Origin of the sequence: Luteibacter sp. (assembly GCF_009912395.1) — a bacterium.
Taxonomy (GTDB): Bacteria; Pseudomonadota; Gammaproteobacteria; order Xanthomonadales; family Rhodanobacteraceae; genus Luteibacter.
The window spans coordinates 1-24,420 of the sequence record NZ_WNDO01000019.1 but is presented as its reverse complement, the minus strand read 5'-3'; the positions used below and the strand labels follow the sequence as shown (position 1 = coordinate 24,420).

23 protein-coding genes are annotated in these 24,420 nt (G+C 65.6%); 12 read left to right on the top strand and 11 right to left on the bottom strand.

Going from position 1 to position 24,420, the window contains the following annotated elements:
* Nucleotides 1–5 precede the first annotated feature (5 nt).
* Both lptG and lptF read right to left on the bottom strand, forming a co-directional pair.
* Entirely contained in the window at nt 6–1,103 is a 1,098-nt protein-coding gene (lptG, locus tag GAK28_RS16635; protein ID WP_291781651.1) for an LPS export ABC transporter permease LptG, read from the bottom strand.
* Complete coding sequence (gene lptF, locus GAK28_RS16630) at nt 1,103–2,203, bottom strand: LPS export ABC transporter permease LptF (protein ID WP_291781649.1); 1,101 nt, start codon at nt 2,201–2,203, stop codon at nt 1,103–1,105. Before lptF ends, lptG begins: the two co-directional genes overlap by 1 nt.
* A 97-nt stretch (nt 2,204–2,300) precedes the next feature.
* On the opposite strand from lptF, the gene GAK28_RS16625 reads away from it, so the two are divergent.
* Both GAK28_RS16625 and GAK28_RS16620 read left to right on the top strand, forming a co-directional pair.
* Nucleotides 2,301–3,791, top strand: coding sequence for a leucyl aminopeptidase (locus tag GAK28_RS16625; protein ID WP_291781645.1), 1,491 nt, complete (start codon nt 2,301–2,303; stop codon nt 3,789–3,791).
* Nucleotides 3,792–3,801: 10 nt separating this feature from the next.
* A complete protein-coding gene (locus GAK28_RS16620) occupies nt 3,802–4,224 on the top strand; it encodes a DNA polymerase III subunit chi (protein WP_291781642.1) in 423 nt (140 codons plus the stop codon).
* A 207-nt stretch (nt 4,225–4,431) separates the two neighbouring features.
* On the opposite strand, the gene GAK28_RS16615 is transcribed toward GAK28_RS16620, so the two are convergent.
* Entirely contained in the window at nt 4,432–7,188 is a 2,757-nt protein-coding gene (locus GAK28_RS16615) for a valine--tRNA ligase (protein WP_291781640.1), read from the bottom strand.
* 79 nt (nt 7,189–7,267) lie between these two features.
* Here GAK28_RS16615 and GAK28_RS16610 point away from each other — a divergent pair, with 79 nt between their 5' ends.
* Nucleotides 7,268–9,193: an ATP-dependent DNA helicase gene (locus GAK28_RS16610; RefSeq protein ID WP_291781637.1), complete on the top strand. Its 1,926-nt coding sequence runs from the start codon at nt 7,268–7,270 to the stop codon at nt 9,191–9,193.
* A gap of 7 nt (nt 9,194–9,200) precedes the next feature.
* On the opposite strand, the gene GAK28_RS16605 is transcribed toward GAK28_RS16610, so the two are convergent.
* A complete protein-coding gene (locus GAK28_RS16605; protein WP_291781634.1) occupies nt 9,201–9,572 on the bottom strand; it encodes a hypothetical protein in 372 nt (123 codons plus the stop codon).
* 206 nt (nt 9,573–9,778) lie between these two features.
* Here GAK28_RS16605 and creD point away from each other — a divergent pair, with 206 nt between their 5' ends.
* Both creD and tsaB read left to right on the top strand, forming a co-directional pair.
* Complete coding sequence (gene creD / locus GAK28_RS16600; protein ID WP_291781631.1) at nt 9,779–11,116, top strand: cell envelope integrity protein CreD; 1,338 nt, start codon at nt 9,779–9,781, stop codon at nt 11,114–11,116.
* Nucleotides 11,113–11,802: a tRNA (adenosine(37)-N6)-threonylcarbamoyltransferase complex dimerization subunit type 1 TsaB gene (gene tsaB, locus GAK28_RS16595; RefSeq protein ID WP_291781628.1), complete on the top strand. Its 690-nt coding sequence runs from the start codon at nt 11,113–11,115 to the stop codon at nt 11,800–11,802. The genes creD and tsaB overlap by 4 nt, the downstream gene beginning before the upstream one ends.
* A 476-nt stretch (nt 11,803–12,278) precedes the next feature.
* On the opposite strand, the gene GAK28_RS16590 is transcribed toward tsaB, so the two are convergent.
* From GAK28_RS16590 to GAK28_RS16565, 6 genes are all read right to left on the bottom strand, one after another.
* Nucleotides 12,279–13,490 (bottom strand): DegT/DnrJ/EryC1/StrS family aminotransferase, encoded by a 1,212-nt coding sequence (locus GAK28_RS16590; protein ID WP_291781625.1) that lies wholly within the window; start codon nt 13,488–13,490, stop codon nt 12,279–12,281.
* Entirely contained in the window at nt 13,474–13,872 is a 399-nt protein-coding gene (locus GAK28_RS16585; protein ID WP_291781622.1) for an EamA family transporter, read from the bottom strand. The genes GAK28_RS16590 and GAK28_RS16585 overlap by 17 nt, the downstream gene beginning before the upstream one ends.
* Nucleotides 13,869–14,228: an EamA family transporter gene (locus tag GAK28_RS16580; RefSeq protein ID WP_291781618.1), complete on the bottom strand. Its 360-nt coding sequence runs from the start codon at nt 14,226–14,228 to the stop codon at nt 13,869–13,871. The genes GAK28_RS16585 and GAK28_RS16580 overlap by 4 nt, the downstream gene beginning before the upstream one ends.
* 4 nt (nt 14,229–14,232) lie before the next feature.
* Nucleotides 14,233–15,075 carry an alpha/beta fold hydrolase gene (locus GAK28_RS16575; RefSeq protein ID WP_291781616.1) on the bottom strand — a complete coding sequence of 281 codons (843 nt, stop codon included), beginning with the start codon at nt 15,073–15,075 and terminating at the stop codon, nt 14,233–14,235.
* Between the two features lie 91 nt (nt 15,076–15,166).
* A complete protein-coding gene (locus GAK28_RS16570) occupies nt 15,167–16,585 on the bottom strand; it encodes a sensor histidine kinase (RefSeq protein WP_291781613.1) in 1,419 nt (472 codons plus the stop codon).
* Nucleotides 16,578–17,252 (bottom strand): response regulator transcription factor, encoded by a 675-nt coding sequence (locus tag GAK28_RS16565; RefSeq protein ID WP_291781610.1) that lies wholly within the window; start codon nt 17,250–17,252, stop codon nt 16,578–16,580. Before GAK28_RS16565 ends, GAK28_RS16570 begins: the two co-directional genes overlap by 8 nt.
* A 158-nt stretch (nt 17,253–17,410) precedes the next feature.
* On the opposite strand from GAK28_RS16565, the gene GAK28_RS16560 reads away from it, so the two are divergent.
* From GAK28_RS16560 to GAK28_RS16535, 6 genes are all read left to right on the top strand, one after another.
* Nucleotides 17,411–18,034, top strand: a complete 624-nt coding sequence (locus tag GAK28_RS16560) for a PepSY-associated TM helix domain-containing protein (protein ID WP_291781607.1) — start codon at nt 17,411–17,413, stop codon at nt 18,032–18,034.
* 11 nt (nt 18,035–18,045) lie between these two features.
* Nucleotides 18,046–18,555, top strand: coding sequence for a DUF2271 domain-containing protein (locus GAK28_RS16555; protein WP_291781604.1), 510 nt, complete (start codon nt 18,046–18,048; stop codon nt 18,553–18,555).
* 12 nt (nt 18,556–18,567) lie between these two features.
* Nucleotides 18,568–19,377 carry a DUF4198 domain-containing protein gene (locus tag GAK28_RS16550; protein WP_291781601.1) on the top strand — a complete coding sequence of 270 codons (810 nt, stop codon included), beginning with the start codon at nt 18,568–18,570 and terminating at the stop codon, nt 19,375–19,377.
* Nucleotides 19,378–19,529: 152 nt separating this feature from the next.
* Complete coding sequence (locus GAK28_RS16545; protein WP_343161879.1) at nt 19,530–20,525, top strand: FAD:protein FMN transferase; 996 nt, start codon at nt 19,530–19,532, stop codon at nt 20,523–20,525.
* On the top strand, nt 20,522–21,961 hold the full coding sequence (locus GAK28_RS16540) for a sulfite reductase subunit alpha (protein WP_291781594.1): 1,440 nt from the start codon (nt 20,522–20,524) through the stop codon (nt 21,959–21,961). Before GAK28_RS16545 ends, GAK28_RS16540 begins: the two co-directional genes overlap by 4 nt.
* Nucleotides 21,962–23,300: 1,339 nt before the next feature.
* Complete coding sequence (locus GAK28_RS16535; RefSeq protein WP_291781590.1) at nt 23,301–23,609, top strand: hypothetical protein; 309 nt, start codon at nt 23,301–23,303, stop codon at nt 23,607–23,609.
* A 147-nt stretch (nt 23,610–23,756) separates the two neighbouring features.
* Here GAK28_RS16535 and GAK28_RS16530 read toward each other — a convergent pair whose 3' ends face one another.
* The gene (locus GAK28_RS16530; RefSeq protein WP_291781588.1) at nt 23,757–24,038 is read right to left on the bottom strand and encodes a hypothetical protein; all 282 of its coding nucleotides are present in this window, start codon (nt 24,036–24,038) and stop codon (nt 23,757–23,759) included.
* 130 nt (nt 24,039–24,168) lie between these two features.
* Between GAK28_RS16530 and GAK28_RS16525 the strand changes: the two genes are divergently transcribed.
* The coding region (locus GAK28_RS16525) for a transposase (protein ID WP_291781585.1) at nt 24,169–24,420 on the top strand (252 nt) is incomplete at its 3' end.

Here is a 24,420-nt window from a genome sequence, read left to right as displayed (position 1 = left end):
GCGCGTCAGCCGAATCGTCTGAAGTAGGCCAGGGCGCCCACGATAAGGATCGACGTGGGCAGCAGGTTCGCGAGCAGGGGCGGCAGGCCGTAGACGGTACCGAAGTTGACCATCGCGCCTTGCAGGAAGTACCAGCCGATGGCCAGGAGCACACCCACGAACAGACGCTTGCCGAAGCCGCCGGAGCGCAGTGAGCCGAAGGCGAACGGCATGGCGCAGAGCACCAGCACGAGCGTGTTCAGCGCGAACAGTGCGCGACCCCAGAACGCCACGGCGTAGGCGCCGGGATTCTGTCCGTTGGCTTCGAGGTAGCGCATGTTCCGGCGCAGGTCGGCCATGGACAGGTATTCGGGGTGGATCACCGACTGTTCGAGGACATGCGGATTGAGACGCGAAGTCCAGGTCTGGCTAGGCTGTTCGACGGCATGCGTGCCCTTGTCGTCCAGCGTCGTGGTGCGGACCTTGGACATGATCCACTTGTTGCCGTCGTGGATCGCGCTGTCGCCGTGCGAGAACTCCTGCACCTGGCCGTCGGGCGTGAAGGTGAAGACGCGCACGTCCACCAGCTTCACTGTGGTGCGGTCGCCGTCCTGCACGGCGATGGCCGACTTGGCGTTGATGATCTTGCCGGCGTCGCGTGCCCACAGGCCGCTACTGGTGGCGCCCAGGTTGCTGGAGCGCATGCGTACCTGGATCGCCTGGGCGTGTTGGTCGCCATACGGTGCGGCCGTTTCGCCCATGATCACGACGCCGAGGGTGAGCACGGCGATGACGCCCGCCGCCGAGGTGGCGATGCGCAGCTTGGACATGCCGGCCGCGCGCAACGCGGTCAGCTCGCCCGTGGCGGCCAGGCTGCCCAGGCCGAGCAGGCCGCCGATGAGGGCGGCATTGCTGAACATCTGGTAGAGCCGACGGGGAATCGTCAGCATGATGTAGGCGATGGCGTCGTAGAGCGTGAAGCCGTTCTTGCCGATGTTGCCGAGCTGGCGCACGAACTGGGTGAGGGCGTCGAAGCCGGTCAGCACCAGCCAGACCAGCAGCAGCGTGCCCAGCACGCTGAGGCCGATCAGACGGTCGGCACGCTTGATCGTGAGGGCGCTCATCAGGCGGCTCCCTTCACGCGGCGCGGGGAGTTCTGGCGCCAGAAGATCCAGGCGGCGATCGCGAACACGATGATGTGCAGGATCCAGATCGGGATCGAGGTGTGCAGGCGTTCCTTGATGATCTGGGCGCGGGCGATCAGCTGCCAGATCACGTAGATGAAGTAGGCCAGCACGGCGATCAGCAGGCGTCCGTAGCGTGCGTCACGCGGCGCCTGCCGGGACATCGGCAGCACCATCATCATGAGCACCAGGGTGCTGACCGGCGCGGCGAAGCGCGAGACCAGCTCGCCGAGGGAGTCGGCGTCGTGGGCCTTGAAGAGGTCGGCGGTGGCCAGCTCGTGGGCGGGATCTTCGTCGTCGTCGTCGGTGATGCTCGAGAGCGAGGCGTCGTTGCGCTCGTACTTCATGCGACGCCAGTTGTCGGCGCCCAGCGGAATCTCGTACTGCCAGCCGTCGTAGAGGGCGAGGAAGCGGTTCTGGCCGTCGCTCTCCTGGTACATGCGGCCGCTCTTGGCGTTGACCACGCGGACCGAGGTGCGGTTCTGGCTGTCGACATGGTCGGAGGCGAGGAAGGTCTTGCCCAGTACCGTACCGTCGCGGCTCAGGGTATCCACGAAGATGATGCCGCCCTTGCCCGGCAGCTCGGTGAAGCGGCCGGCATCGAGGCCGGCGGCGATGACCGACTTGTTGGCGACGGCGATGACCTGGTCGGCGGTGCGGGCCGATAGGGGGCCCAGCCACAGCGACACGGTGCCTACGACGATGGTTGCGATCACGGTCAGCAGGGTGACCGGACGGAGCATGCCGCTCGGGCCCATGCCGGAGGAGGCGAGCACGTGCATCTCGCTTTCGCGGTACATGCGGCCCAGGGCGATCAGGGTGCCCAGGAAGGCCGACATGGGGAGCAGGGTGGAGAGCAGGTCGACCATCTGCAGACCCAGCACTTCGAACATCACGCTGGGCTGGATGCTGCCGTTGGCGACCTTCTGCAGCACGGTCGCAAACGCGCCGCCGGCGAAGATCACCAGTAGCACGATGGCCGTGGCGATGACGCCATAGGCAAGTTCACGCAGGAAATAGCGGTCTAGGATGCTGAGCATTTGGTAGAATTGGCGGTTCGCGCCGCGTCAGTCCTGGCCGGCAATCCTTTAGTCTAGCCTGTCCGGGCCCCGGCGGGCTTTCGCAAGGCAGTTTGCTATGACGGTTCAGTTCAGCCTCGGTTCCAACGCTCCCGAAACGACCGCGACCCCCGTGGCCGTGGTCGGCGTCTACGAAAGCGGCATCCTCACCAGCGCCGCCGCGCGCATCGACACGGCGGCCAACGGCGCCATCAAGCGCCTGGTGGAAGCCGGCGACGTGACCGGCAAGGTCGGCAACGTGGTCACCCTCCTGCAGCCGGCAGGCATCGCCGCCGCCCGCGTGCTCGTGGTGGGCCTGGGCGCCCAGAAGGGCTTCGACGCGGGTCGCTACCAGCGCGTCACCCTTGAAGCCGCGCGTGCCATCGGCCGCCTGCCCGTCAGCGAGGCCGTGAGCTGGCTGGCCGAGGTCGAGGTCCCGGGCCGCGACGCCGCCTGGCGCGTCCGCGTCGGCGCTCTTGCCATCGACCACGCCGCCTACCGCTACACCGCCACGGTGAAGCCGCGCGACAAGGCCCAGCCCGAGCTGACCTCGGTCACCCTGGTCGCTCCGGCCGACGCCGAATCCGGCCTCGCCGAGGCTCGCGCCATCGCCGAGGGCGTTCGTTACGCCCGTGAGCTGGCCAACCTGCCGCCGAATATCTGCAACCCCGCCTACATCGCCAAGCAGGCCCGCGCCTTCGCCGACGCCACCGACGGCGTTACCTGCGAGGTGCTGGAGCGCGACGACATGGAGCGCGAAGGCTTCGGCTCGCTGCTCGCCGTGGGTCGCGGTTCGGCCAACCCGCCGCACCTGGTCATCCTGCAGTGGAACGGCGGCAAGGAGGGCGATCGTCCCTATGCCTTCGTCGGCAAGGGCATCACCTTCGACACCGGTGGCATCAGCCTCAAGCCGGGTCCGGGCATGGAGGAAATGAAGTTCGACATGGGCGGCGCCGCCGGCGTGCTCGGTGCCTTCGTCTCGGCCGTTCGCCTGAAGCTCCCGGTGAACCTGGTCTGCGTGGTGCCGGCCGTCGAGAACATGCCGGACGGCGACAGCTACCGTCCGGGCGACGTGCTGACCAGCCTCGCCGGTATCACCATCGAAGTGCTCAACACCGACGCCGAGGGCCGCCTGATCCTCTGCGACGCGCTGACCTACACCGGCAAGCGCTTCGATCCGCACACCATCATCGATGCCGCCACCCTGACCGGTGCCTGCGTCGTCGCCCTGGGCAAGCACGCCAGCGGCCTGATGACCAAGGACGAGACGCTCTCGGCCGAACTGCTCGCCGCCGGCGAGACGACGCTCGACCGCGCCTGGCGCCTGCCGCTGTGGGACGACTACCAGAGCCAGCTCGACTCGGTGTTCGCCGACGTGGCGAACATCGGCGGCAAGTACGCCGGTGCCATCACGGCCGGTTGCTTCCTGGCCCGCTTCACGGAAGGTCGTCGCTGGGCGCACCTGGACATTGCCGGTACCGCCTGGGACGAGGGCCGCAAGGGTCTCGCCACCGGTCGCCCGGTGCCGCTGCTGACGCAGTGGCTGCTCGACCGCGTGGCGGCTGGTTGATCGTCGCCCGATGCCGCGCGCCGACTTCTACCTGATCGACAAGCCGCGGTTCCGCGAGGATCCGATCCTGCTGGTCTGCGAACTCGCCAAGCGCGCGTTCGCGGCCCAGCAGCCGACCCTGATCCTCACGCGCGACTTCGAGCAGGCCGAGGCCATCGACGAGCGCCTGTGGGACTTCGACGAGGACAACTTCATCCCCCACCAGCTGGCGGGAGATGACGACGATGCCAACACGGCGGTGCTGATCGTGCCGCCCGGCGTCGAGACCCCGGATCGCCCGATGGTCATCAACCTGCGCGATGTCTGCGCCCCGGGTCGTTTCGACCGCGTGCTCGAGGTGGTGGCCGCCGATCCCGCCGAACGCGAAGGCTCGCGAACGCGCTGGACGGAGTACAAGCGCGGCGGGTTCGAGGTAAACAAGCACGACATGTAACGAAAAGGCCGGCGCAAGCCGGCCTTTTCGTTTCCGGCGGTGCACCGGATTTCCTGTAGGAGCGCGCTTGCGCGCGATGGGGCGAAGCGGTGAGTCGGCCGCTGGCGCGGCCTGCGATTCGCAGAGCGCTCTGTGACCTGCGGCTCACCGCTTCGCCCCATCGCGCGCAAGCGCGCTCCTACAAAAGCAGGAGGCGTGTGGGCGGTATCAACCGCCCAGCTTGCGTGCCTGTTCCTTCAGCGCGTCGACCTGGCGCGTCCAGTCGGTGATGCGCTGGCGCTCCTGTTCCACCACCTCGGCCGGTGCGTTGGCGACGAAGTTGGCGTTGCCGAGCTTGCCTTCGCACTTCTTGATCTCGCCTTCGACGCGGGCGATCTCCTTGGCGAGGCGGGTCTTCTCGGCGCCCACGTCGATCAGGCCTTCGAGCGGGATCAGGGCGCGCATGCCACCCACCACCGCCACGGCGGCGGCCGGCTCCTCGCCCTCGACCCACACGGGCGATTCGACGCGACCCAGGAAGGCGATCTGCGCGGCGAACTTCGCCGTGCGGGCGCGATCGGCGGCGTCGCCATCGGCGAACAGCAGCGGGATGACCTTGCCCGGCGCGATGTTCATCTCGGCACGAATGCGGCGCACACCGGTCAGCACGTCCTTCACCCATTCGATCTCGGCCGTGGCGGCGGCATCCGCCACCACGTCGTCGGCCTCGGGGTAGGGGCGCAGCATGATCGTCTCGCCTTCGATGCCGAGCACCGGGCGCACGTTCTGCCAGATCTCCTCGGTGACGAAGGGAATCATCGGGTGCAGGGCGCGCAGCAGGGTCTCCAGCACGTGCACCAGCGTGTAGCGGGTGGACGCGATGGCCGTGGCGTCGTCGCCGTTGAGCGCGGGCTTGGACAATTCGAGGAACCAGTCGCAGAACTCGTTCCAGGTGAACTCGTAGAGCGCCTGGGCGGCGAGGTCGAAGCGATAGGCGGCGAGCTGTTCCTTCACCGAGGCCAGCGTGTGGTGCAGGCGGGTGAGGATCCAGCGCTCGGCCTCGGTGGACGGCGCCACCTTCTCGACCGGGCCATCGCCGAGGTTCATCAGCACGAAGCGCGAGGCGTTCCAGAGCTTGTTGACGAAAGCCTTGTAGCCGCCGCAACGCTCCAGGTCGAACTTGATGTCGCGACCGTGCGTGGCGAGCGAGGCGAAGGTGAAGCGCAGCGCGTCGGCACCGAAGGCGGGGATGCCCTCGGCGAATTCCTTGCGCGTGGTTTTTTCGATCTTCTCGGCCATCTTCGGCTGCATCAGGCCGCGCGTGCGCTTGTCGAGCAGTTCGTCGAGCGTGATGCCGTCGATGAGATCGAGCGGGTCGAGCACGTTGCCCTTCGACTTGGACATCTTCTGGCCGTCCTTGTCGCGGATCAGGCCCGTCATGTAGATGTCCTTGAAGGGCACCTGGCCGGTGAAGTGGTCGGTCATCATGATCATCCGGGCGACCCAGAAGAAGATGATGTCGAAGCCCGTGACCAGCACGTCGGTGGGCAGGTAGCGGTCGAAGCCGCGCGCGGCCTGCGCCTCGGGATCCGGCCAGCCCAGTGTGGAGTGGCTCCACAGCGACGAGGAGAACCAGGTCTCCAGCACGTCGTCGTCACGGCGCAGCGTGCCGGTGTAACCCTGCTTCGCCGCCAGCGACGCCGCTTCCGCGTCGTCATGCGCGACGATGATGCGACCGTCGTCGGTGTACCACGCCGGGATCTGGTGGCCCCAGGTGAGCTGGCGGCTGATGCACCAGTCCTGGATGTTGCCGAGCCAGTGGCGGTAAGTGTTGATCCAGTTCTCGGGCACGAACTTCACGTGGCCCTGCTCGACCAGTTCGAGGCCGCGGGGCGCGAGGGTGTCCATCTTCACGAACCACTGCCAGGTGAGGTAGGGCTCGATGACCTGGCCGGTGCGATCGCCACGCGGGACCTGGAGCTTGTGCTTCTTCGTCTCGACGAGTAGTTCCTGCGCTTCCAGATCGGCCAGCACGGCCTTGCGCGCGACGTAGCGATCCATGCCGCGGTACTTCTCCGGCGCCGCGTCGTTGATCTGCGCGTCGTCGGTGAGGATATTGATCAGCGGCAGGTTGTGGCGCTGGCCGATGGCGTAGTCGTTGAAGTCGTGCGCCGGGGTGATCTTGACGCAGCCGGTGCCGAAATCCTTCTCGACGTAGTCGTCGGCGATGATGGGAATCTCGCGATCGGACAGCGGCAGCTTCAGCATGCGGCCGATGAGGTGCGTGTAGCGCTCGTCTTCCGGATGCACGGCCACGGCGACGTCGCCCAGCATGGTTTCCGGACGCGTGGTGGCCACCACCAGTTCGCCCGAGCCATCGGCCAGCGGGTAACGGATGGACCACAGCGAGCCGTCTTCCTCTTCGCTGAGGACTTCGAGGTCGGAGATCGCGGTCTTCAGCACCGGATCCCAGTTGACCAGCTTCTGACCGCGGTAGATCAGGCCTTCCTCATGCAGGCGGACGAAGGTCTCGACGACGGCCTTCGACGGGCCTTCGTCCATGGTGAAGACCTCGCGGCTCCAGTCGCCCGACACGCCCAGACGGCGCATCTGGCGGCCGATGGTGCCGCCGGATTCCTTCTTCCACTGCCACACGCGGTCGATGAAGGACTCACGGTCGAAGTCGGAGCGCTGCTTGCCTTCGGCGTTCAGCTGGCGGGTGACGACCATCTCGGTCGCGATGCCGGCGTGGTCGGTGCCGAGCTGCCACAGGGTGTCGTAGCCGCGCATGCGGTGGTAGCGGACCAGCGTGTCCATGATGGTGTGCTGGAACGCATGGCCCATGTGCAGCGTGCCCGTCACGTTGGGCGGCGGCAGCATGATCGTGTAGGGGGTGCCCTTGCCTGACGGCTTGAAGTAGCCGTTGGCCTCCCATTGGGCGTACCACTTCGACTCGATCTGGCTGGGCTCGAAACTCTTGTCCATGCGTGGGCTCTCGGTTCGCGCCGCATAAGGGCGCGCAATGACAGACGAAAAGACGACCATTGTAGGCGATACTGGCCGGATGACTGAACACGAAGTGGCCGCGATCCTTGGCGCGGAAGGCCCGTTCGCCCGTGAAGTGCCCGGTTTCGCGCCACGCGAGGCCCAGCAGCGCATGGCCGTGGCGGTGGCCGAGGCCATCGACGAGCGGGACATCCTGATCGCCGAGGCGGGCACGGGCACCGGCAAGACCTTCGCCTACCTCGTACCTGCCTTGATGTCGGGGCGCAAGGTCATCGTTTCCACCGGCACCAAGGCGTTGCAGGACCAGCTGTTCTTCCGCGACCTGCCGCGCGTGCGCTCGGTGCTGGGCAGCCGTACCAAGGTGAGCCTGCTCAAGGGCCGGGCCAACTACCTGTGCCTGCACCGGCTCGACCAGGCCGTCCGCGAGGGCAATCCGGACAGGCGCGTGGCCGGTCAGCTGTCGGCGATCCGAGCCTGGTCGGCGCGTACGCGCCATGGCGACAAGGCCGAGATGGTCGAGGTGCCCGAGGATTCGCCGCTGTGGCCCCGTGTCACCTCCACGCCGGAGAACTGCCTCGGCGTGGAATGCGCGTTCTTCGACGACTGCCACGTCGTGAAGGCCCGTCGCGAGGCCATGGACGCGGACCTGGTGGTGGTGAACCACCACCTGCTGATGGCGGATCTGGCGCTCAAGCAGGAGGAATTCGGCGAGATCCTGCCCGGTGCCGATGCCTTCATCCTCGACGAGGCCCACCAGATTCCCGAGCTGGCGGGGCAATTCTTCTCGCAGAGCGTCAGCTCGCGCCAACTCACCGAACTGGCCCAGGATGCTCTTGCCGAAGGGCAGGGCGTGACAGGTGCCACCAGCCAGCTCCTGGAGCCGGTGGAGGCGGTGCAGGACCTGGTCCGGCGCCTGCGCCTGGCGATGGATCCGCTCCCCGAGCGTGGCCCCTTCGGCGCGCTGGATCGCCTGGAGACGGCGCACGAGTCGTTGACGGAACTGCGCGATGTGATGGCCGCGCTGACCGATCTGCTGGCGGGGCTGGCGGAGCGTTCGCGGGGGTTGGCCAATGTCCACGAGCGGGCGCAGATGCTCAGCCTCAGGCTGGATCGCATCGCCGAGGAACACTCGGCGGCGGACGTACGCTGGTACGAGACCTGGCCACGCGGCTTCGCGCTGCACGCGACACCCTTGGATCTGTCCTCCCCGCTGCGCGCCATGCGGATGGCGACCAACGCGGCATGGATCCACACGTCGGCCACGCTGTCGATCGCGGGCGATTTCCAGCATTTCGCACGACAGCTGGGCATCGAGGACCCGCGCACGCTGCATGTCGAAAGCCCGTTCGACTATGGTCGCCAGGCGCTCGCGTACCTGCCGAAGGATCTGCCCGACCCGTCGGCCCGCGACTACACCGACAAGGTGATCGCGGCGATCCGTCCCGTCCTCGACGCCTCGGATGGCCGGGCGTTCCTGCTGTTCACCTCGCACCGTGCGCTACGTCGTGCGGCCGAGCTGCTGGAGGGGCGCGTGCCATGGCCGCTGTTCGTCCAGGGCACGGCGCCGCGTCACCGCCTGCTGGAGGAATTTCGCCTAAGCGGTCGCGGCGTGCTGCTGGGCGCGGCGAGCTTCTGGGAAGGCGTCGACGTGGCCGGCGATGCGCTGGGCGTGGTGGTCATCGACAAGCTGCCTTTCGCGATGCCCGACGATCCTGTGCTCCAGGCGCGCCTGGAGGCGCTGGAGGCCGCAGGCATCAATCCGTTCATGGGCTGGCAGGTGCCTACCGCCGTGATCGCGCTCAAGCAGGGCGTCGGCCGCCTTATCCGTGACGTGCATGATCGCGGCGTGCTGGTGCTGTGCGATCCGCGCCTGTCCACCAAGGGCTATGGCCGCCTCTTCCTGGCCAGCCTGCCGCCGATGCCGCGAACGCGCGAACTGGCCGATGCGGTGGCGTTCCTCGAAGAGCGGCCTGCCGACGCCTGAGCGGCGCTCACGCCTCCCTGGTGTAGAACACGATCACCGTGGCGCCCGTCGGACCGGCGGAGCCTCGTCGCGCGACATCCATGCACTCGGCCAGGGCATCGCCCGGGCGGATCACGGTTTCGCTGCCGTCGCGGCCGACCACCCACAACTCGCCTTCGACGAGGTAGCCCGCATGGGGCAGGGCATCGCGTCGCCAGGGGAGCGACGCGCCCGGTTCGATCGATATCCGCAGCATCCGCATCGGCGGGTGATCATCCAGATGAGCGGACACCATCTGGGGCGGTAGCCGCAAGGCGCCGCCAGAGGACGGGGACATCGCCAGCGCGAGCAGGGCGCCGAGGAGCAGGGTCAAGGGAATCGCAAGCTGGGCTGGCGGCATGGCGTGGCCTTGCGGGATGGACGGCAGGGATGCTGCCCATGCATGGCGCGGTCGTCATGAGAACACTCTCACGCAATTTTGAGGGATTGCTTAGGCGATCACCGGAATTCGCCTTCCCATGCCCGCACTTCGCCACGTTTGCCGCCGCTGGGCTACAGGAATCCCCTACAGCATCCGCGACGAATACCTACAAAAGGAAACTGTCGATGCTGCGCTGGATGCAATCCATCACCGCCAAGGTACTTGGCATCGGGCTACTCGCCCTGCTCATGCTGGTGCCGTTGTCTCAATCCGATGGCCTCGTTCGTGAGCGCCAGGAGATGCGCGCCACGGCCGCGGCGCGTGTCGCCGACGGGTGGGGTGGACCGCAATCGCTGGGTGGCCTGGTACTTGCGGTGCCCACGCGGACCGAGGTTCGCGACAGTGACGGAAAGTCGCTGGGCATGCGCGATGGCACCGAGATCGTGCTCGCCGACGAGCTGAACACCGTGGCCGACCTGAGTGTCGAAAAGCGCCATGTCGGTATGTACGAGGTGCCGGTGTACACGGGCGAGGTGACCATCCGGGGGCGCCTGTTACCCGAGGACCTGCGTCGTTTCGCGGCGGGAAGCACGTCGAACTGGCAGATGGGCAAGGCCGAGCTTCGGCTGCTGATCGAGGATACGCGAGGCCTTCAGGGAATCACGGCATTCACGGTAGACGGCCACTCGCAGCGCCTCGCCTCGTCGACGGCTCGCCTGGGTACGTACACGGTGCTGTCGGTGCCGATGCCGATCGATCCGGATCGGGACACCCCGGTCGACTTTGCCCTGACCCTGCGCATCGCCGGTACCGAGTCGTTCTCGGTGCTGCCGTTGGCCCGTACGAACACCGTGCGATTGCGCTCGGCGTGGGCCGATCCGAGCTTCACCGGGTTCATCTTGCCAGGCAAGCACAGCGTCTCCGCGGAGGGCTTCGATGCCGAATGGAAGGTGCTGGACCTGAATCGCTCGTACGGACAGCACTGGGAGGTCACGAGCAACGACATGTCGGAGCGTCTCGCTTCGTCGGCGTTCGGCGTGACGCTCTACCAGCCGGGCAGCGTGTACCAACAGAACGACCGGGCAGGGAAATACGGCCTGCTGTTCATCGCGTTGACCTTCGTCGCCTTCTTCCTCTTCGAAGTGCTCAAAGGCTTGCGCCTGCATCCGGTGCAGTACCTCCTGGTGGGCGCGGCGATGGCGAGCTTCTACGTGCTGTTGCTGGCCTTGTCGGAGCAGATCGGCTTTGGCCTGGCCTATGTCGCGGCGTCGGCGGCCGTGGTGCTGATCGTGGGCGGCTATGCCACCGCCGTGCTGCGGGCCCGCGGGGCGGGCATGACGCTGGGCGGCGTCCTGGCCCTGGTTTACGCCATACTGTATGGCCTGATCGGTGCGGAGCAGTACGCCCTGCTGATCGGTTCGGTCGTGCTCGTGGCGGTGGTCGCGCTGTTGATGTACCTGACCCGCCGCATCGATTGGTACGCCTATGGCGTGCCGCTCAACCCTACGCCGGATACGCCATGAACTTCCTCGCCATCGAAACCTCCACCGAAGCCTGCTCGGTCGCCCTTGTCCACGGCGATGAGGTGATCGAACGCAGCGAAGTGGCGCCGCGTCGGCACGCCGAACTGGTGCTGCCCATGGCCGACGAGTTGCTGGCCGAGGCGGGACTGAAGCGCGAGGCCTTGCAGGGTGTCGCCGTGGGGCGTGGTCCCGGCGCGTTCACCGGTGTGCGCCTGGGCGTGTCGCTGGCACAGGGCATGGCCATGGCGCTGGATATCCCCGTCGTCACCGTGTCCTCGCTCGAGGCGCTGGCGCTGGAAGCGCCGGAAGACGACGCGGCCATCCTGTCGGTGATCGACGCGCGGATGGGAGAAATCTACGTGGCGTCGTGGAAGCGCGAGGACGATGGCAGCGTGACGCTGCTCGATCGCGAACGCGTGGATACCGCGGCGGCGCTGGTCTTGCCGGAAGCCCGCGCGTGGCATGTCGTCGGTACGGGCTGGGCAACGTACGAAGCCGTGCTTCGCGAGCGGATCGGCACGCCGATCCGCTCGGCCGAAGGCCTGCGCTATCCGCAGGCGCGCCATGTCGCGGAGATCGCGGCGAAGCGCTTCCGTGATGGCTTGGCGGTGGCGCCGGAGCTCGCGTTGCCCGTGTACCTGCGCGACAAGGTCGCGCTGATGCTGGTGGAGCAGGGCAAGGCCTGACGCCACCGATTCATCGCAAGGCGGATGCGGCGCCCTCGCGGTGCTGGCGAACCGGGGTGCTGGGTTCCTGTTTTCACAGGAACGACGTGAGGTGATGTGTCGTTCCAGCGAACGCTGGAACCCCAGTGCGAGGCGATCGGTTGTCGCGTCGAGGTCTCCTACGTAAAGCCGATGCGACGCCCTCGCGGTGCTGGTGAACCGGGGCGCTGGGTTCCTGTTTTCACAGGAACGACGTGAGGTGATGTGTCGTTCCAGCGAACGCTGGAACCCAGTGCGAGGCGATCGGTTGTCGCGTCGAGGTCTCCTACGTAAAGCCGATGCGACGCCCTCGCGGTGCTGGTGAACCGGGGCGCTGGGTTCCTGTTTTCACAGGAACGACGAGGCTGGTAGTCCGTCGTTCCAGCGAACGCTGGAACCCAGTGCGGGGCGATCGGTTATCGCCTCGCGGCCACCTACGCAAATGCTCTTAACACCGATTAGGCGATGGCCACCGTCGCCTCGATCACCGCGCATACGTGTTCGAACGACGCGTCGTCGAGCCAGGGGCTGTTGGTGATGGTCAGCGTGCGCGCGGCGAAATCGCGTGCGTTGGGTACGTCGTCGCCGCCGGGCATGGTGCCGAGGTAGTCGTAGTCGGGCAGGGCGTGGATGAACATGCGGGCTACGCCATGGCGCGAAGACCACAGGCGGGTGAGCACCGCGTCGCGCGTGCGTTCATCGGGCATGCGCAGCATCAAATAAGGCCACGTGCCACCCTCGTCGGTGAACGCGTGGATGCCGGGAATTGAGTCGAGGCGCGGCAGGCGCGCACGCGCCTGCGCGGTGGTGGCCTCGATGAAGGCGGCAAGGCGCGGAAACGCACGCGCACCGACGGCACGTCGCCAGCGACCGACCGTATGCAGCGGAAAATCGGCACTGAAATGCTCGCCAGCGGCACCCAGCAAATCACCATCGCGCAACGAGCGACGCATTGAGTTCCCATAGGCGAGGGCCATACCCTTCGGCCGGTACAGCGTCGCGTAACCGATCAGTTCGATCGTGCGGCGCAGTTCCCACGTGGGACTCCAGCGCGCGATACGCCGACTCGCGCGACGGAACCGTGCACGCCATGCCTCGTCCTGCGCTACGAGCAGGCCGCCTTCGAAGATGGACAAGCCCTTGCCAGCGGCGAGGCTGAAGAAGCCGATATCACCGCGCGTGCCGGCGAAGCCGCCGTCGAGGCGAGCGCCCAATGCCTGCGCGGCGTCCTCGATGGTAAGAGCACCGACCGGATGCGCAATGGCGTTCGCGGTCGCCACGTCGGCGAGCCGGCCACCGAGGTGGGTCGGTACCACGGCAAGCGTCTGCTCGCTGCAGGCGTCCGCCAAGCGCTGCGGGTCCATGTCGAAGTGTCCTGGCATGACATCGACCAGGCGCGGCACCAGGCCGGCACGACGCACCGCCAGGGGCACCAGCGGACAGGTGAACGCCGGGATCGCGACTTCACGACGGGACGGCGAATGTTCCGCCAGCGCACTGAGGGCGACGGTCAGCGCGGCGGTGCCGGAACACTCCAGTTGCACTTCGTCCACGCCGAGCCAGTTCGCCGCCAGCGCCGTGAGTGGCGCGGGAACGGGGCCGGCGAGATCGCCGAGCCCCAGTGGCAGGCCGGCGGTCGGCGGCGACTCGGGCTCAGGCCGTAACCGCATCGGTGCTGGCCTCTTCGTCGCCTTCGGCGAAGGCCAGGCAGACGATGCCGGCGATGATCGCCACGGCGCCGATGATCTGGGTGACGGTGACCGGCTCGGAGAACATCCACCAGGACAGCGCCATCACGCTGATTACCTCAAGGTGCGAGGCGGCGAACGCGGGCCCGATGGGTGCGTGCTTGAGCAGGCTCATCCAGGTGAGGAAGGCGCCGATGTAGCCGACGATGGCGCCGTAGATCCACGGATGCGAGAACACGCGTGCCAACCACTCGACGCTCATCTCGACCGGCAGGGCATGATTGCCCGCCAACTTGAAGCAGATGAGGTTGAGGGTGTCGAACGCCATCAGCATGGCGAATCCGATCAGATAAAAACGCTTCATGCGCCAAAACCCACGACAGCCACGCCGACGGCCACCAGCAGGATGCCGGTGACGCGTAGCGGCGTCAGTTTTTCCTTAAAGAGGAAACGCCCGGCGACCATGATCGCCACGATGTTGATCGAGCCCAGCAGCACGCCCTCGGACAGCGGCACGAGGGACAGGAACGCGATCCACACCAGGAACTCGGCGACATAGCAGCCGATACCGACCCAGATCCAGGGACGGGCGAGCATGTACTTCCAGCGTGCGAGACCGTCACCCGCCCGCTCGTCGCCAGCGGCCGCCTTGAAGGCCAGTTGTCCACCGGTATCGAGCACGAGGTTGGCGATCCACAACGCCACGACCAGACCACTCATGCGATCAGGCCGCCATGCGCGTAGGACGCGCGTCGCGCGCGATGCGGCTGAAGAAGTCGGCGGTGCGCTCGATCAGCAGGCGACGTTCGCGGTCGATCGTGATCATGTGGTAGCTGTCGCCGAGCAACAGGATCTCGATGGGGCCGCTGACGCGACGCGCGACCAGGTCGGCGTTGCTGCGCACGCTCGCCACGTCGTCGTCCACGGCGTGGGCGATGAAGCAGGGTGCGGTGACCTGCGGCAGGCGGCGACGCGTGTCGCGCGCCAGCGCCATCATCTCGGCCACGGCGAACCAGGGATTGCCCGGCAGGCCGGCGCTCTTGCTGTCGCCCGAATGCATGGCCGAGGTGACCTGGGCGCGCAGGCGTTCGTCGCGGATGCCGTAGGGCGGCTGTTCCTGGAAGCTGACCTTCTTGCCGATGCCCAGGGACTTGAGCACGGGCAGCAGGAAATTGAAGCGACGCTCGATCCACGGCATGGACCAGCCGTCGTAGCGGAAGGTGGCACCGAAGACGCCGACGCCGGAGACCCACTCCGGACGGACGGCCGCCAGACGCAGCGCCAGCACGGCGCCCATCGACAGGCCGGCCACGAACAGGCGGTCGACCTTGCCGCGCAGTTGCTCGGCGGCCTTCTCGACGCTGTCGTACCAGTCTTGCCAGGTGGTGGCGAGGAGGTCGTCTTCCGTGCCGCAATGGCCGGCCAGCTGGACGCCCACGACCGTGAAACCCGCGCGGTTCAGGCCCTTGCCGACCAGGCGCATTTCGGTGGGGGTGCCGGTCAGGCCATGGATGAGCAGGACGCCATCGCGCCCGCCTTCGAACTGGAATTCCGCCGTGTCGCTCACTGGAGGTCTCTACCCTTCGGGGTTTCTTTCAGGATGCCATGGTGGCATGGGTCCGGTTTCACTTGGCTTTCCTCATGTTATGAGGATTTCCTCATGGTACCGGGTGGGACGTCGGAGCCGGAAAACGGATCTCGACGCGCAGGCCGCCGGCCTCGCCGTGCATGAACTCCACGCGGGCCGCATGGCGTTCCGCGATGCTTTCCACGATGGCCAGGCCAAGGCCCGTGCCGTCCTCGTCGCTGCCCGGCACCCGGAAGAAACGCTCGCCCAACTGGGCGAGGAAGGCATCCGGCACGCCGGGGCCATCGTCTTCCACGGCCAGCACGATGTCGCCCACGGCGTCCTGCACGGAGACGGTGACGCTGTGGCCTCGGCCGGCGTAGTGGAAGGCGTTGTCCACGAGGTTGTCGATGGTCTCCTGCACCTGCAACGCGTCGCCGCGGATGAAGCAAGGGCGATCGAGACCTTCGTAGCCCAGGTCCACGCCCTGCGCGATGGCCTGGTGCACGCGCATCGTCACTGCCTCGGGCACGACCTGGCTCAGGTCGATCAGCGCCATGCCGTCGTGGTCGGGCAGGTCGGGGGACTGCGTGCGGGTAAGGGCCAGCAACTGGGCAGAAGTGCGCGCGGCGCGGGCCGCGAGTCGATGGACGTGGCGCAATGCGTCGGTGCGCTGCGAGACATCTTCGGTGCCTTCGAAGCGTTCGACATGCATCTGGATGCCAGCCAGCGGCGTGCGCAGCTGGTGCGCGGCGTCGGCGATGAAGCGCTCCTGCAGGCCGATCATGTTGCGCATGCGGGCGAACAGGTCGTCGATGGTGCGGGTCAGCGGCAGGATCTCCACTGGCACGTCCTCCTCGCCGATAGGGCCCAGGTCGTGCCCGCGCCGCCCCAGTCGGGTGGTCAGCGGTTCGAGCACGCCCAGGCCGTGGCTGACGCCGAACCACACCAGCAACAGCACCGCGCAGATCAGCAGCGCCTGCATGGGCAGCGTGAGGAACAGGATCTCGCGTGCGCGGATGTGGCGATCGCGCAGGTTCTCCGCGACGGTGATCGTCAGCGTGTCGCCGTCTTCATGGCGATTGGGCACGCGCATGATCGCGGCGCGCAGGGGGCGATGACCGAGCGTGGTGTCGTAGAGCCGAGGCGGGGCGTCGGTGCGCACCGTCCGTTCCGGGCCACCCAGTTCGGCGTTGCCGATGATCCGGCCGTGACGGTCGCTGACCACGGTGTAGTAGTTGCGGCCGTCGGGGTCGTATTCGAGCAGGAAGCGGGCCTGCTCGGACAGCTCGCCGCTCAGCGCGTCGTTGCTGATCATCTCGGACAGGGTGAGCGCCTGGTCGGAGAGGTCGGTGTCGTGGATGTGGTTGGAGTAGGCCAGGGCGATGAAATAGCCGATGACCGTATCCAGCACCAGCACCACCAGCACCGGAACAAGAAGGAACGTGAGCAGGCGGCGGCGAAGGCTGGGCCGCGGCGGCCTCTGGGCCGCGTGGCGGCGATCAGGCATCCGCAGACTCTTCAAGCAGGTAGCCGAGGCCGCGGATCGTGCGCACGCTGGTGCCCGAACCCTGGAGCTTCTTGCGCAGCCGGTGCAGGGCGATATCCAGGCCGTTGTCGGTCAGGTCCTCGTCCCAGTTGCACAGCGCCTCGACCAGTTGGGCGCGGCTCGTGACCTTGTCCACGCGGGTGGCCAGGGCTTCGATCAGGCCGAACTCGCGGGCCGTCAGGTCGAGCGGCATCTCGCCGACCCAGGCGCGATGACCGGGGATGTCCAGGCGCAGGCGGGCGATGCGGAACTCGGGCGTGCCGTTGCTGGTGCGCCGACGGAGCAGGGCGCGCACTCGCGCGTCGAATTCCACCAGGGCAAAGGGCTTGAGGAGGTAGTCGTCCGCACCGAGGTCGAGCACGCGGACGCGCTCCTTCAGGCCTTCGCGGGCGGTCACGACCAGCACGGGCAGGCTGTCGCCGCGCTTGCGTGCGCGGGCGAGCACATCGCTGCCGTCGAGCTTGGGCATGCCCAGGTCGAGCACGAGCAGGTCGTACTCGTGGTCGCGCAGGGCGTTGTCGGCGGTGACGCCGTCGGTGACATGGTCCACCGCGTGGCCGCTCTGTTCGAGCGAGGACCGTACGGCGGCGGCGATCGAGGTGTCGTCTTCGGCGAGGAGAATACGCATGCGGCGAAGGATACGCCCGGTCAAGGGATGGCGACATGCTGCCGCGCAGAATTCGCAGGCTCCTTCAGGCCGCCTTCAAGTGTTCAATTGCGAACGATTCGCGTTTGAATTAACATTCGCGTGTTTCAGCGAATCGTTCTCCAGGGGCCCGACCACCTATGCGCGACACTGTCGACCGGCAACGCCGCGCGTTCTGGATCAAGCACTTGCACCGTTGGCACTGGATCAGTTCCGCGGTGTCACTCGTGCTGCTGCTCATGTTCTCGGTGACCGGATTCACCCTCAACCACGCCGCCCGCATCGAAGCCGCGCCGCGGGTCGAGAAGCACGATGCCAGCCTGCCTCGCGATCTCCTGCGCTTGCTGTCGTCCCCGGCGACGAAGACCGCGCCGGTGGCTGATGCCGTTGCCGATTTTGTGGCCGAACACACGGGTGCCGAGATCGCGGGCAAGCCGGGTGACTGGAGCGACGACGAGGTCTACGTCTCCTTGCCGCGCCCCGGGGGCGATCGCTGGGTGAGCATCGACCGCGAAACGGATGACGTGCACTACGAAGTCACCGACCGCGGCTGGCTGGCCTACCTCAACGATCTTCACAAGGGCCGCAACACGGGGCCGGTGTGGAGCTGGTTCATCGATGTGTTCGCCCTGGCCTGCGTGCTCTTCGCGATCACCGGCCTGCTGTTGCTCAAGATGCATGCCGGGCAGCGTGGCATGACCTGGCCGATGGTGGCGCTGGGATTCGTGCTGCCCCTCCTGCTCGCCCTTCTTTTCATCCACTGACGGGACCTTCCATGCGCCGTTTCCTGTTCCTGGCCCTTGGCCTCGCCGCCGCCCCGGCTTTCGCCGCCGACATGAACCTCACCGTGGAGATCCCGACGTTGAAGGTGGCGGAGTATCACCGCCCCTATGTCGCCGTCTGGATCGAGCGCGAAGACCACAGCGTCGCCGCCAACCTGGCCGTCTGGTACGACGTGAAGAAGGCCGATGGCGAAGGCACCAAGTGGCTGAAGGACATGCGCCAGTGGTGGCGCCGCAGCGGACGCGAACAGACGATGCCGATCGACGGCGTGTCGGGCGCCACGCGCCCCGCCGGCCAGCATCAGCTGCACTTCGTCGACGGCAAGCCGCCGCTCGGCACGCTGGCACCCGGACATTACGAACTGGTGGTGGAGGCCGCGCGCGAGGTCGGTGGTCGCGAAGCCCAGCGCATCGCTTTCGACTGGCCCGTGAAAGCCCCGGCCCATCTGTCGGCCAAGGGTTCGGAAGAACTCGGCCAGATCAGCCTCGATATCAATCCGTAAAGGGAGAGTCCGATGAAGCACACCCTCGTTCGTGCCGCGCTCTGCGCAGCCCTCGTCCTGCCGTTCGCCGCGCAGGCGCACAAGATGTGGATGGTTCCCTCGGCCACCGTGGTCTCCAGCGACGATGCCTGGGTGACGGTCGATGCCGCGATCTCGAACGATCTCTACTACCCCGATCATTTTCCCGCGCAGCTCGACCAGCTGGCGATCACCGCGCCGGACGGCTCCACGGTGAAACCGGAGAACCCGTGGACGGGCAAGTACCGCAGCGCCTTCGACCTGCCGGTGCCGCAGAAGGGCACGTACCGCATCGCGCTGGTGAACCAGGGCTTGTTCGCCAGCTATGAAGTGGACGGCCAGAAGAAGCGCTGGCGCGGCAAGGCCGATGAACTGAAGACCGGCATCCCGGCCAACGCGAAGAACGTGCAGGTCAGCGAAATGGCCTCGCGCGTCGAGACCTTCGTCACCCAGGGCAAGCCCGGTGGTTCGGCGCTGAAGCCGACCGGCAAAGGCCTGGAGCTGGTACCAGTGACGCAGCCGAACGATCTGGTGTCCGGCGAGAAGGCCGCGTTCCAGCTGCTGCTCGACGGCAAGCCCGCCGCGAACCTCAAGGTGGTGGCCATCGCCGGCGCCACGCGCTATCGCGACGCGCAGGACGAGATGGACACCACCACGGACGCCGACGGCAAGTTCGGCTTCACCTTCCCGAAGGCCGGCATGTACTGGGTCAACGCCTCCGCCGAAGACACCAAGACCTCGACGAAGGAAGCCAAGCAGCGTCGCCTGTCCTACACGGCGACCCTGGAAGTGCTTCCCCAATGATGGAACGCATCGCCGATGCGATCGGCTCCCACCCCTCCGGTAGCGACTCCCAGCCTACCGAAGGGGTGGGAGCGGACCGTGTCCGCGATCCCTGCGAAGGAGGGAGGTCGGCGGGCTGGATGCGGCGCATGGTCCTCGCGCTTCTCCTGCTTATGCCTTTGATCTGCGCGGCCACCGACGTCCGCCGCTTCGAAGGCGAAACCATGGGCAGCACTTGGTCGGTAAACGCCGTGCTGCCGGCGGGCACCGACGAAGACGCCATCCGCAAGGGCATCCAGGGCGAAGTCGATCGCGTCGTCGCGCAAATGAGCACCTACGAGGCCGACTCCGATCTCAGCCGGTTCAATCGCGCACCGGCGGGTACCTGGCAGACGTTGCCGCCGGAGTTCTTCACCGTCCTGAGCTATGCGTTGTCTTTGGCTCGCGACTCCGGCGGTGCCTATGACCCGACCGTGGGGCCGTTGGTGAATCTCTGGGGCTTTGGTCCCGACAAGCGACCGCACGAGGCGCCGGATGCGAAGGCGATCGAGGCGGCGCGTGCGCGTGTCGGTTGGTCGCGTATCCGCCTGGACAACGCAGGACGTCGCGCCTTCCAGCCGGGCGGTGTCTACGTCGACCTGTCGTCCGTCGCGAAGGGATTCGGCGTGGACCAGGTGGCGCGTTTCCTCGATCGCACCGGTATCCATGCCTACCTCGTCGAGGTCGGCGGCGAATTGCGCGGCAAGGGCCGCAAGCCCGACGGCAGCCCCTGGCACGTCGGCATCGAGCGGCCCGGTGCCGCGGCGGGTGCCGTGGATGCCACGGACCAGGTGGAGCGCATCGTTTCCCTGAACGACCAGGCCATCGCCACCTCCGGCGACTACCGGCACTTTTTCGAAAGCGGCGGCCGCTACTACTCGCACCATATCGACCCGCGCACCGGCTACCCGGTGGCCCATCGCGTGGCCTCGGTGAGCATCGTCGCCGACGATTGCATGCACGCGGACTCGCTGGGCACCACGATGACGGTGCTCGGCCCGGAAGAGGGCATGCGTTACGCGAAAGCACACGGCGTGGCCGTGCTCTTTATCCTCTACGGAGAAAACGGTCACTTCGAGGAGCGGATGTCACCGGCCTTCGCCCAGGTACTGAAGCGAACGAAACGATGAAGGCGGCGTGGGGGCAGTGGGCCATCGGTGCGATGCTGGGCGCAGCGGTGCTGTGGTTTGCATCGCTCCACGATTTCCATGGGACGCGCCTCGCGACCACGGGACGTGTCGCGCTGGCGGGCGTCGCGTTGGCCGCCTGGATCGTCCACGCATGGCGAGCGTCGCGTCGTGCCGCCGACACGCCGATGGCGTCGCCCGGCGCCGATACCATCCTCGTCGTGCATGCGTCGCAGACCGGCTTCGCGACGGAACTGGCGGAGCGTACGGCCGATACCCTTCGTGCCGCAGGGAAGATGGTCGACCTGTTGCCTATCTGGGGAGTGGATGCAGCGCGCCTGAAGGCAACGACGCATGCGCTCTTCGTCGCCAGCACGACAGGCGAGGGTGACGCACCCGACGTAGCCACCGGCTTTCGTCGAGATCTCATGGCATCCCGCCCGGTACTCGACGGCCTGACCTACGCCGTGCTGGCCCTGGGCGACCGCGACTACGAGGACTTCTGCGCCTTCGGCCACGAGCTGGATCGCTGGTTGCGCGAAAGCGGTGCGACGTCATGGTTCGACCTGGTCGAGGTGGACAACGGCGACGAAGGCGCCTTGCGCCACTGGCAGGGCCAGCTCGCACGCTCGGCCGGCGCGAGCGACACGCCCGACTGGTCGCGCCCCGCCTACGGGCGCTGGACCTTGAGCGAACGCGCCTTGCTCAATCCCGGCAGCGTGGGCCGGCCCTGTTTCCATCTCGCGCTCGTGCCGGAAAATGCCGCAGCACTTTCATGGAAAGCGGGCGACATCGTGGAGATCGGCCCACGCAAGGCCCGCGGCGACGAGACACCTCTCCCTCACCGCGAATACTCCATCGCCTCGATCCCCGAAGACGGCGCGCTCCACCTCGTCGTACGCCAGACCGTCTCGGAGAACGGCCACCTGGGCATCGGCTCCGGATGGCTCACGTCGCTCGCCGCCGTAGGCGACACCATCGACCTCCGCATCCGAAGCAACCCCGGCTTCCACGCCCCCGACGACGACCGCCCAATGCTGCTCATCGGCAACGGTACCGGCATCGCCGGATTGCGCGCGCTGTTGAAAACACGCATCGCATGCGGTCATCGCCGCAACTGGCTCGTCTACGGCGAGCGTCATGTCGACGTGGATCGGTTGCACATGGACGACGTGGAACGCTGGCACCGCGCAGGCGACATCGAACGCGTGGATTTCGCCTGGTCGCGCCAGTCGTCGAAGATTCGCTACGTACAGGACATCCTGCGCGCCCACGCCGACGACATACGACGCTTCGTCGCCGAAGGCGCATCCCTCTACGTATGCGGCAGCCTCACCGGCATGGCCCCCGGTGTAGACGCCGCCTTACGCGACATTCTTGGCGACGCCAGGGTAGAAGACCTCATGACCACCACCCACTACCGCCGCGACGTCTACTGACGGCGATACACCCGCCCTTGTAGGAGCGCGCCTTGCGCGCGACCGACACCGCGATACCGCTCGAAGAAAAAAGCGTCGCCAACGGCTGTCGCGCGCAAAGGCGCGCTCCTACAAAAGCGACGCCATAGGGGGCAGTCCGGTGGCGGTCATCGACTAGATCACGAAGATAAAAAATTCGGATCCGCGACGATGATTTCATGTTCGCTCTCCATTGGTAACTCAATTATTCTATTTCAGGCGCCATCATCCTTCGGTGTCGTGGACGCTCTTGATGACTTAACCGCCTTAACTAAAGACCACGCTGCTACAGCGATTGAGGCTAGTGCTGCGATAATTAGCACAGATAGCGTGGTTGTGAGATCCGGTCGCTGCGGCCGAAAATTAGTCAGCCATACCTCTTGAATAAACCAGGAGGAAAAAAAGAAAAACGAAAGAATCGCGGCGATCATCAATGCTATGTATTTCAACATGAGGAGCGCCTCTGAGGCATCCACACAGATCTCATTTTCGATAGTCTCAAGTAGTGGCGTGGAAGGATGCTAGTTGATCGAAATAACGTCGAGACCCACCTGTTTACAGGTTGTCACTGAGATCATTCCCTCTGGCGCCAATTGAACAATTCGCCCGCTCAGCTCCACGACACGACCATCCTTCTTCTCGACTGATTCAAGCAGTTCCCGACTTCCATTACTTATTAATAATGGAAGGCAATGCTTTAAAGACATGTTCTCGGAATTCGTCCCCAACGGAAAGAGGTTGCGGTTCTCGAAAGTCCAAGAAAGCACCCCCCTCACCCGAACGATGGTATTTACGAACGGCGTGGCGTCCTCGAATATAGGATTCGTCGTCTGGGTAGGTCTTGACCGTGCCTCAGACGAATCCGGGCTAAAAACGCCAATGCTTACTAAGAGCGATGCAACTAGGAAGGAGAATTTCATCACTTTCGCAGTACTCCTTAATGATGCTGATACCTATTCAGTTGTTGCTGCAACAAACATCTTTGGGTGGTATCAAGTCTTCCTTTAAGTAGTCGATACTGATATTGCCCATCCACCATCTCTAGAACGCCTGCAACGCCGTCACGCACAATGTAATTGGGGTAACCCGACGCGAGTGAAGCCGCATCACCAAAACCTGGGATAGGACCGTATTTATCGCTTTTCGGGTGGGAATGGCAAATAGCCTTCGTGTCGCCCTTAGGTACCTTGAACTTACCGGTATACCCTAGCCCCCCCAGCGCTGCCCGTCCCCGCAGCAGGATTGAAGCTATTGTCATAGCCAATATAAGCATAGTTTTCATCGGTAAATGATGTATCTAAGGTAGATGCGTTATTTAGAAATGATTGATCAGAACCGTCGTCACCTTGAACAGTGCTATGACGTGGAACGCTGGCACCGCGTAAGCGACATCGAGCGCGTGGATTTCGCCTGGTCGCGCCAGTCGTCGAAAACCCGCTACGTACAAGACATCCTTCGCGCCCAAGCTGACGACATACGAGGCTTCATCGCCGAAGGAGCCTCTCTCTACGTATGCGGCAGCCTCAACGGCATGGCCCCCGGCGTAGCCACCGCCCTACGCGACATCCTCGGCAACACCACGATAGAAAACCTCATGACCACCACCCACTACCGCCGCGACGTCTACTAAAAGAAATACGGCACCCTTGTAGGAGCGCGCCCTGCGCGCGACCGCTACATTTGGTCGTGCGCAGGGCGCGCTCCTACAAAACACGCATCCAAATATGGCCGCTCTATTTGTTCGTATCAGCCATAACGCAAGGGCGGTCAGCGTCGATCATTTCAATCCTGCATTTCGATCTGTTGCGTCCGAGTTGCGCTGGCTGGCACGTGCCGCCTTCCAGCCCAAGTACGCGCAGAGCGCTGCAAATAGTATGGTAAGAATCATGGCAAAGTGGACTTGCCTACAACGCATTGCCTCCGCGAATAGCGAGAACTTACCTTTGCAGTATCCCGATGCCAGGCTTGCTGCCGCAAATATCGATAGAAAGAAGTAGAGGGAACCAAGCGCGCTGAGAATTGATCCTGCTGTTAACCAATGAATTGATTTGATCTTCATGACTGCTTAACTCCAATGCGGGGGTGTCTTCACCTATTCAGGCAAGAGGGTGGTCCGGCGGCATTGTGATCTTGCCCCCGTTTCACGGACACCCCTATAAGCGATTAACTATCGCAATAGGAGGTGGACGATGACCAAGAGCAAGGCAGGCAGAAAGGGGCAGGAGTTCAGCCTGGAGTTCAGGCAGCAGGCACTGTTGCGAGCGGCCACAGAAGGGGTAACCACGGTGGCTCGTGATCTGGGGTTGCAGCCTGCCCAGCTGTACAGTTGGCGCGCCCAGGCGCGGCGGCACGACCAGGACGATCAGGCACAACGCTTGGAGTTGGCCGAACATGCACGGCTCAAACGTGAAGTGGCGCGGCTGGAGGAGGAGAACGCTTTC

Excerpts from the sequence above, each read along its gene's own strand:
- lptG (WP_291781651.1), bottom strand. The coding sequence starts at position 1,103 with ATGAGCGCCCTCACGATCAAGCGTGCCGACCGTCTGATCGGCCTCAGC.
- lptF (WP_291781649.1), bottom strand. The coding sequence starts at position 2,203 with ATGCTCAGCATCCTAGACCGCTATTTCCTGCGTGAACTTGCCTATGGC.
- GAK28_RS16625 (WP_291781645.1), top strand. The coding sequence starts at position 2,301 with ATGACGGTTCAGTTCAGCCTCGGTTCCAACGCTCCCGAAACGACCGCG.
- GAK28_RS16620 (WP_291781642.1), top strand. The coding sequence starts at position 3,802 with ATGCCGCGCGCCGACTTCTACCTGATCGACAAGCCGCGGTTCCGCGAG.
- GAK28_RS16615 (WP_291781640.1), bottom strand. The coding sequence starts at position 7,188 with ATGGACAAGAGTTTCGAGCCCAGCCAGATCGAGTCGAAGTGGTACGCC.
- GAK28_RS16610 (WP_291781637.1), top strand. The coding sequence starts at position 7,268 with ATGACTGAACACGAAGTGGCCGCGATCCTTGGCGCGGAAGGCCCGTTC.
- GAK28_RS16605 (WP_291781634.1), bottom strand. The coding sequence starts at position 9,572 with ATGCCGCCAGCCCAGCTTGCGATTCCCTTGACCCTGCTCCTCGGCGCC.
- creD (WP_291781631.1), top strand. The coding sequence starts at position 9,779 with ATGCTGCGCTGGATGCAATCCATCACCGCCAAGGTACTTGGCATCGGG.
- tsaB (WP_291781628.1), top strand. The coding sequence starts at position 11,113 with ATGAACTTCCTCGCCATCGAAACCTCCACCGAAGCCTGCTCGGTCGCC.
- GAK28_RS16590 (WP_291781625.1), bottom strand. The coding sequence starts at position 13,490 with ATGCGGTTACGGCCTGAGCCCGAGTCGCCGCCGACCGCCGGCCTGCCA.
- GAK28_RS16585 (WP_291781622.1), bottom strand. The coding sequence starts at position 13,872 with ATGAAGCGTTTTTATCTGATCGGATTCGCCATGCTGATGGCGTTCGAC.
- GAK28_RS16580 (WP_291781618.1), bottom strand. The coding sequence starts at position 14,228 with ATGAGTGGTCTGGTCGTGGCGTTGTGGATCGCCAACCTCGTGCTCGAT.
- GAK28_RS16570 (WP_291781613.1), bottom strand. The coding sequence starts at position 16,585 with ATGCCTGATCGCCGCCACGCGGCCCAGAGGCCGCCGCGGCCCAGCCTT.
- GAK28_RS16565 (WP_291781610.1), bottom strand. The coding sequence starts at position 17,252 with ATGCGTATTCTCCTCGCCGAAGACGACACCTCGATCGCCGCCGCCGTA.
- GAK28_RS16560 (WP_291781607.1), top strand. The coding sequence starts at position 17,411 with ATGCGCGACACTGTCGACCGGCAACGCCGCGCGTTCTGGATCAAGCAC.
- GAK28_RS16555 (WP_291781604.1), top strand. The coding sequence starts at position 18,046 with ATGCGCCGTTTCCTGTTCCTGGCCCTTGGCCTCGCCGCCGCCCCGGCT.
- GAK28_RS16550 (WP_291781601.1), top strand. The coding sequence starts at position 18,568 with ATGAAGCACACCCTCGTTCGTGCCGCGCTCTGCGCAGCCCTCGTCCTG.
- GAK28_RS16545 (WP_343161879.1), top strand. The coding sequence starts at position 19,530 with ATGCCTTTGATCTGCGCGGCCACCGACGTCCGCCGCTTCGAAGGCGAA.
- GAK28_RS16540 (WP_291781594.1), top strand. The coding sequence starts at position 20,522 with ATGAAGGCGGCGTGGGGGCAGTGGGCCATCGGTGCGATGCTGGGCGCA.
- GAK28_RS16535 (WP_291781590.1), top strand. The coding sequence starts at position 23,301 with ATGATTGATCAGAACCGTCGTCACCTTGAACAGTGCTATGACGTGGAA.
- GAK28_RS16530 (WP_291781588.1), bottom strand. The coding sequence starts at position 24,038 with ATGAAGATCAAATCAATTCATTGGTTAACAGCAGGATCAATTCTCAGC.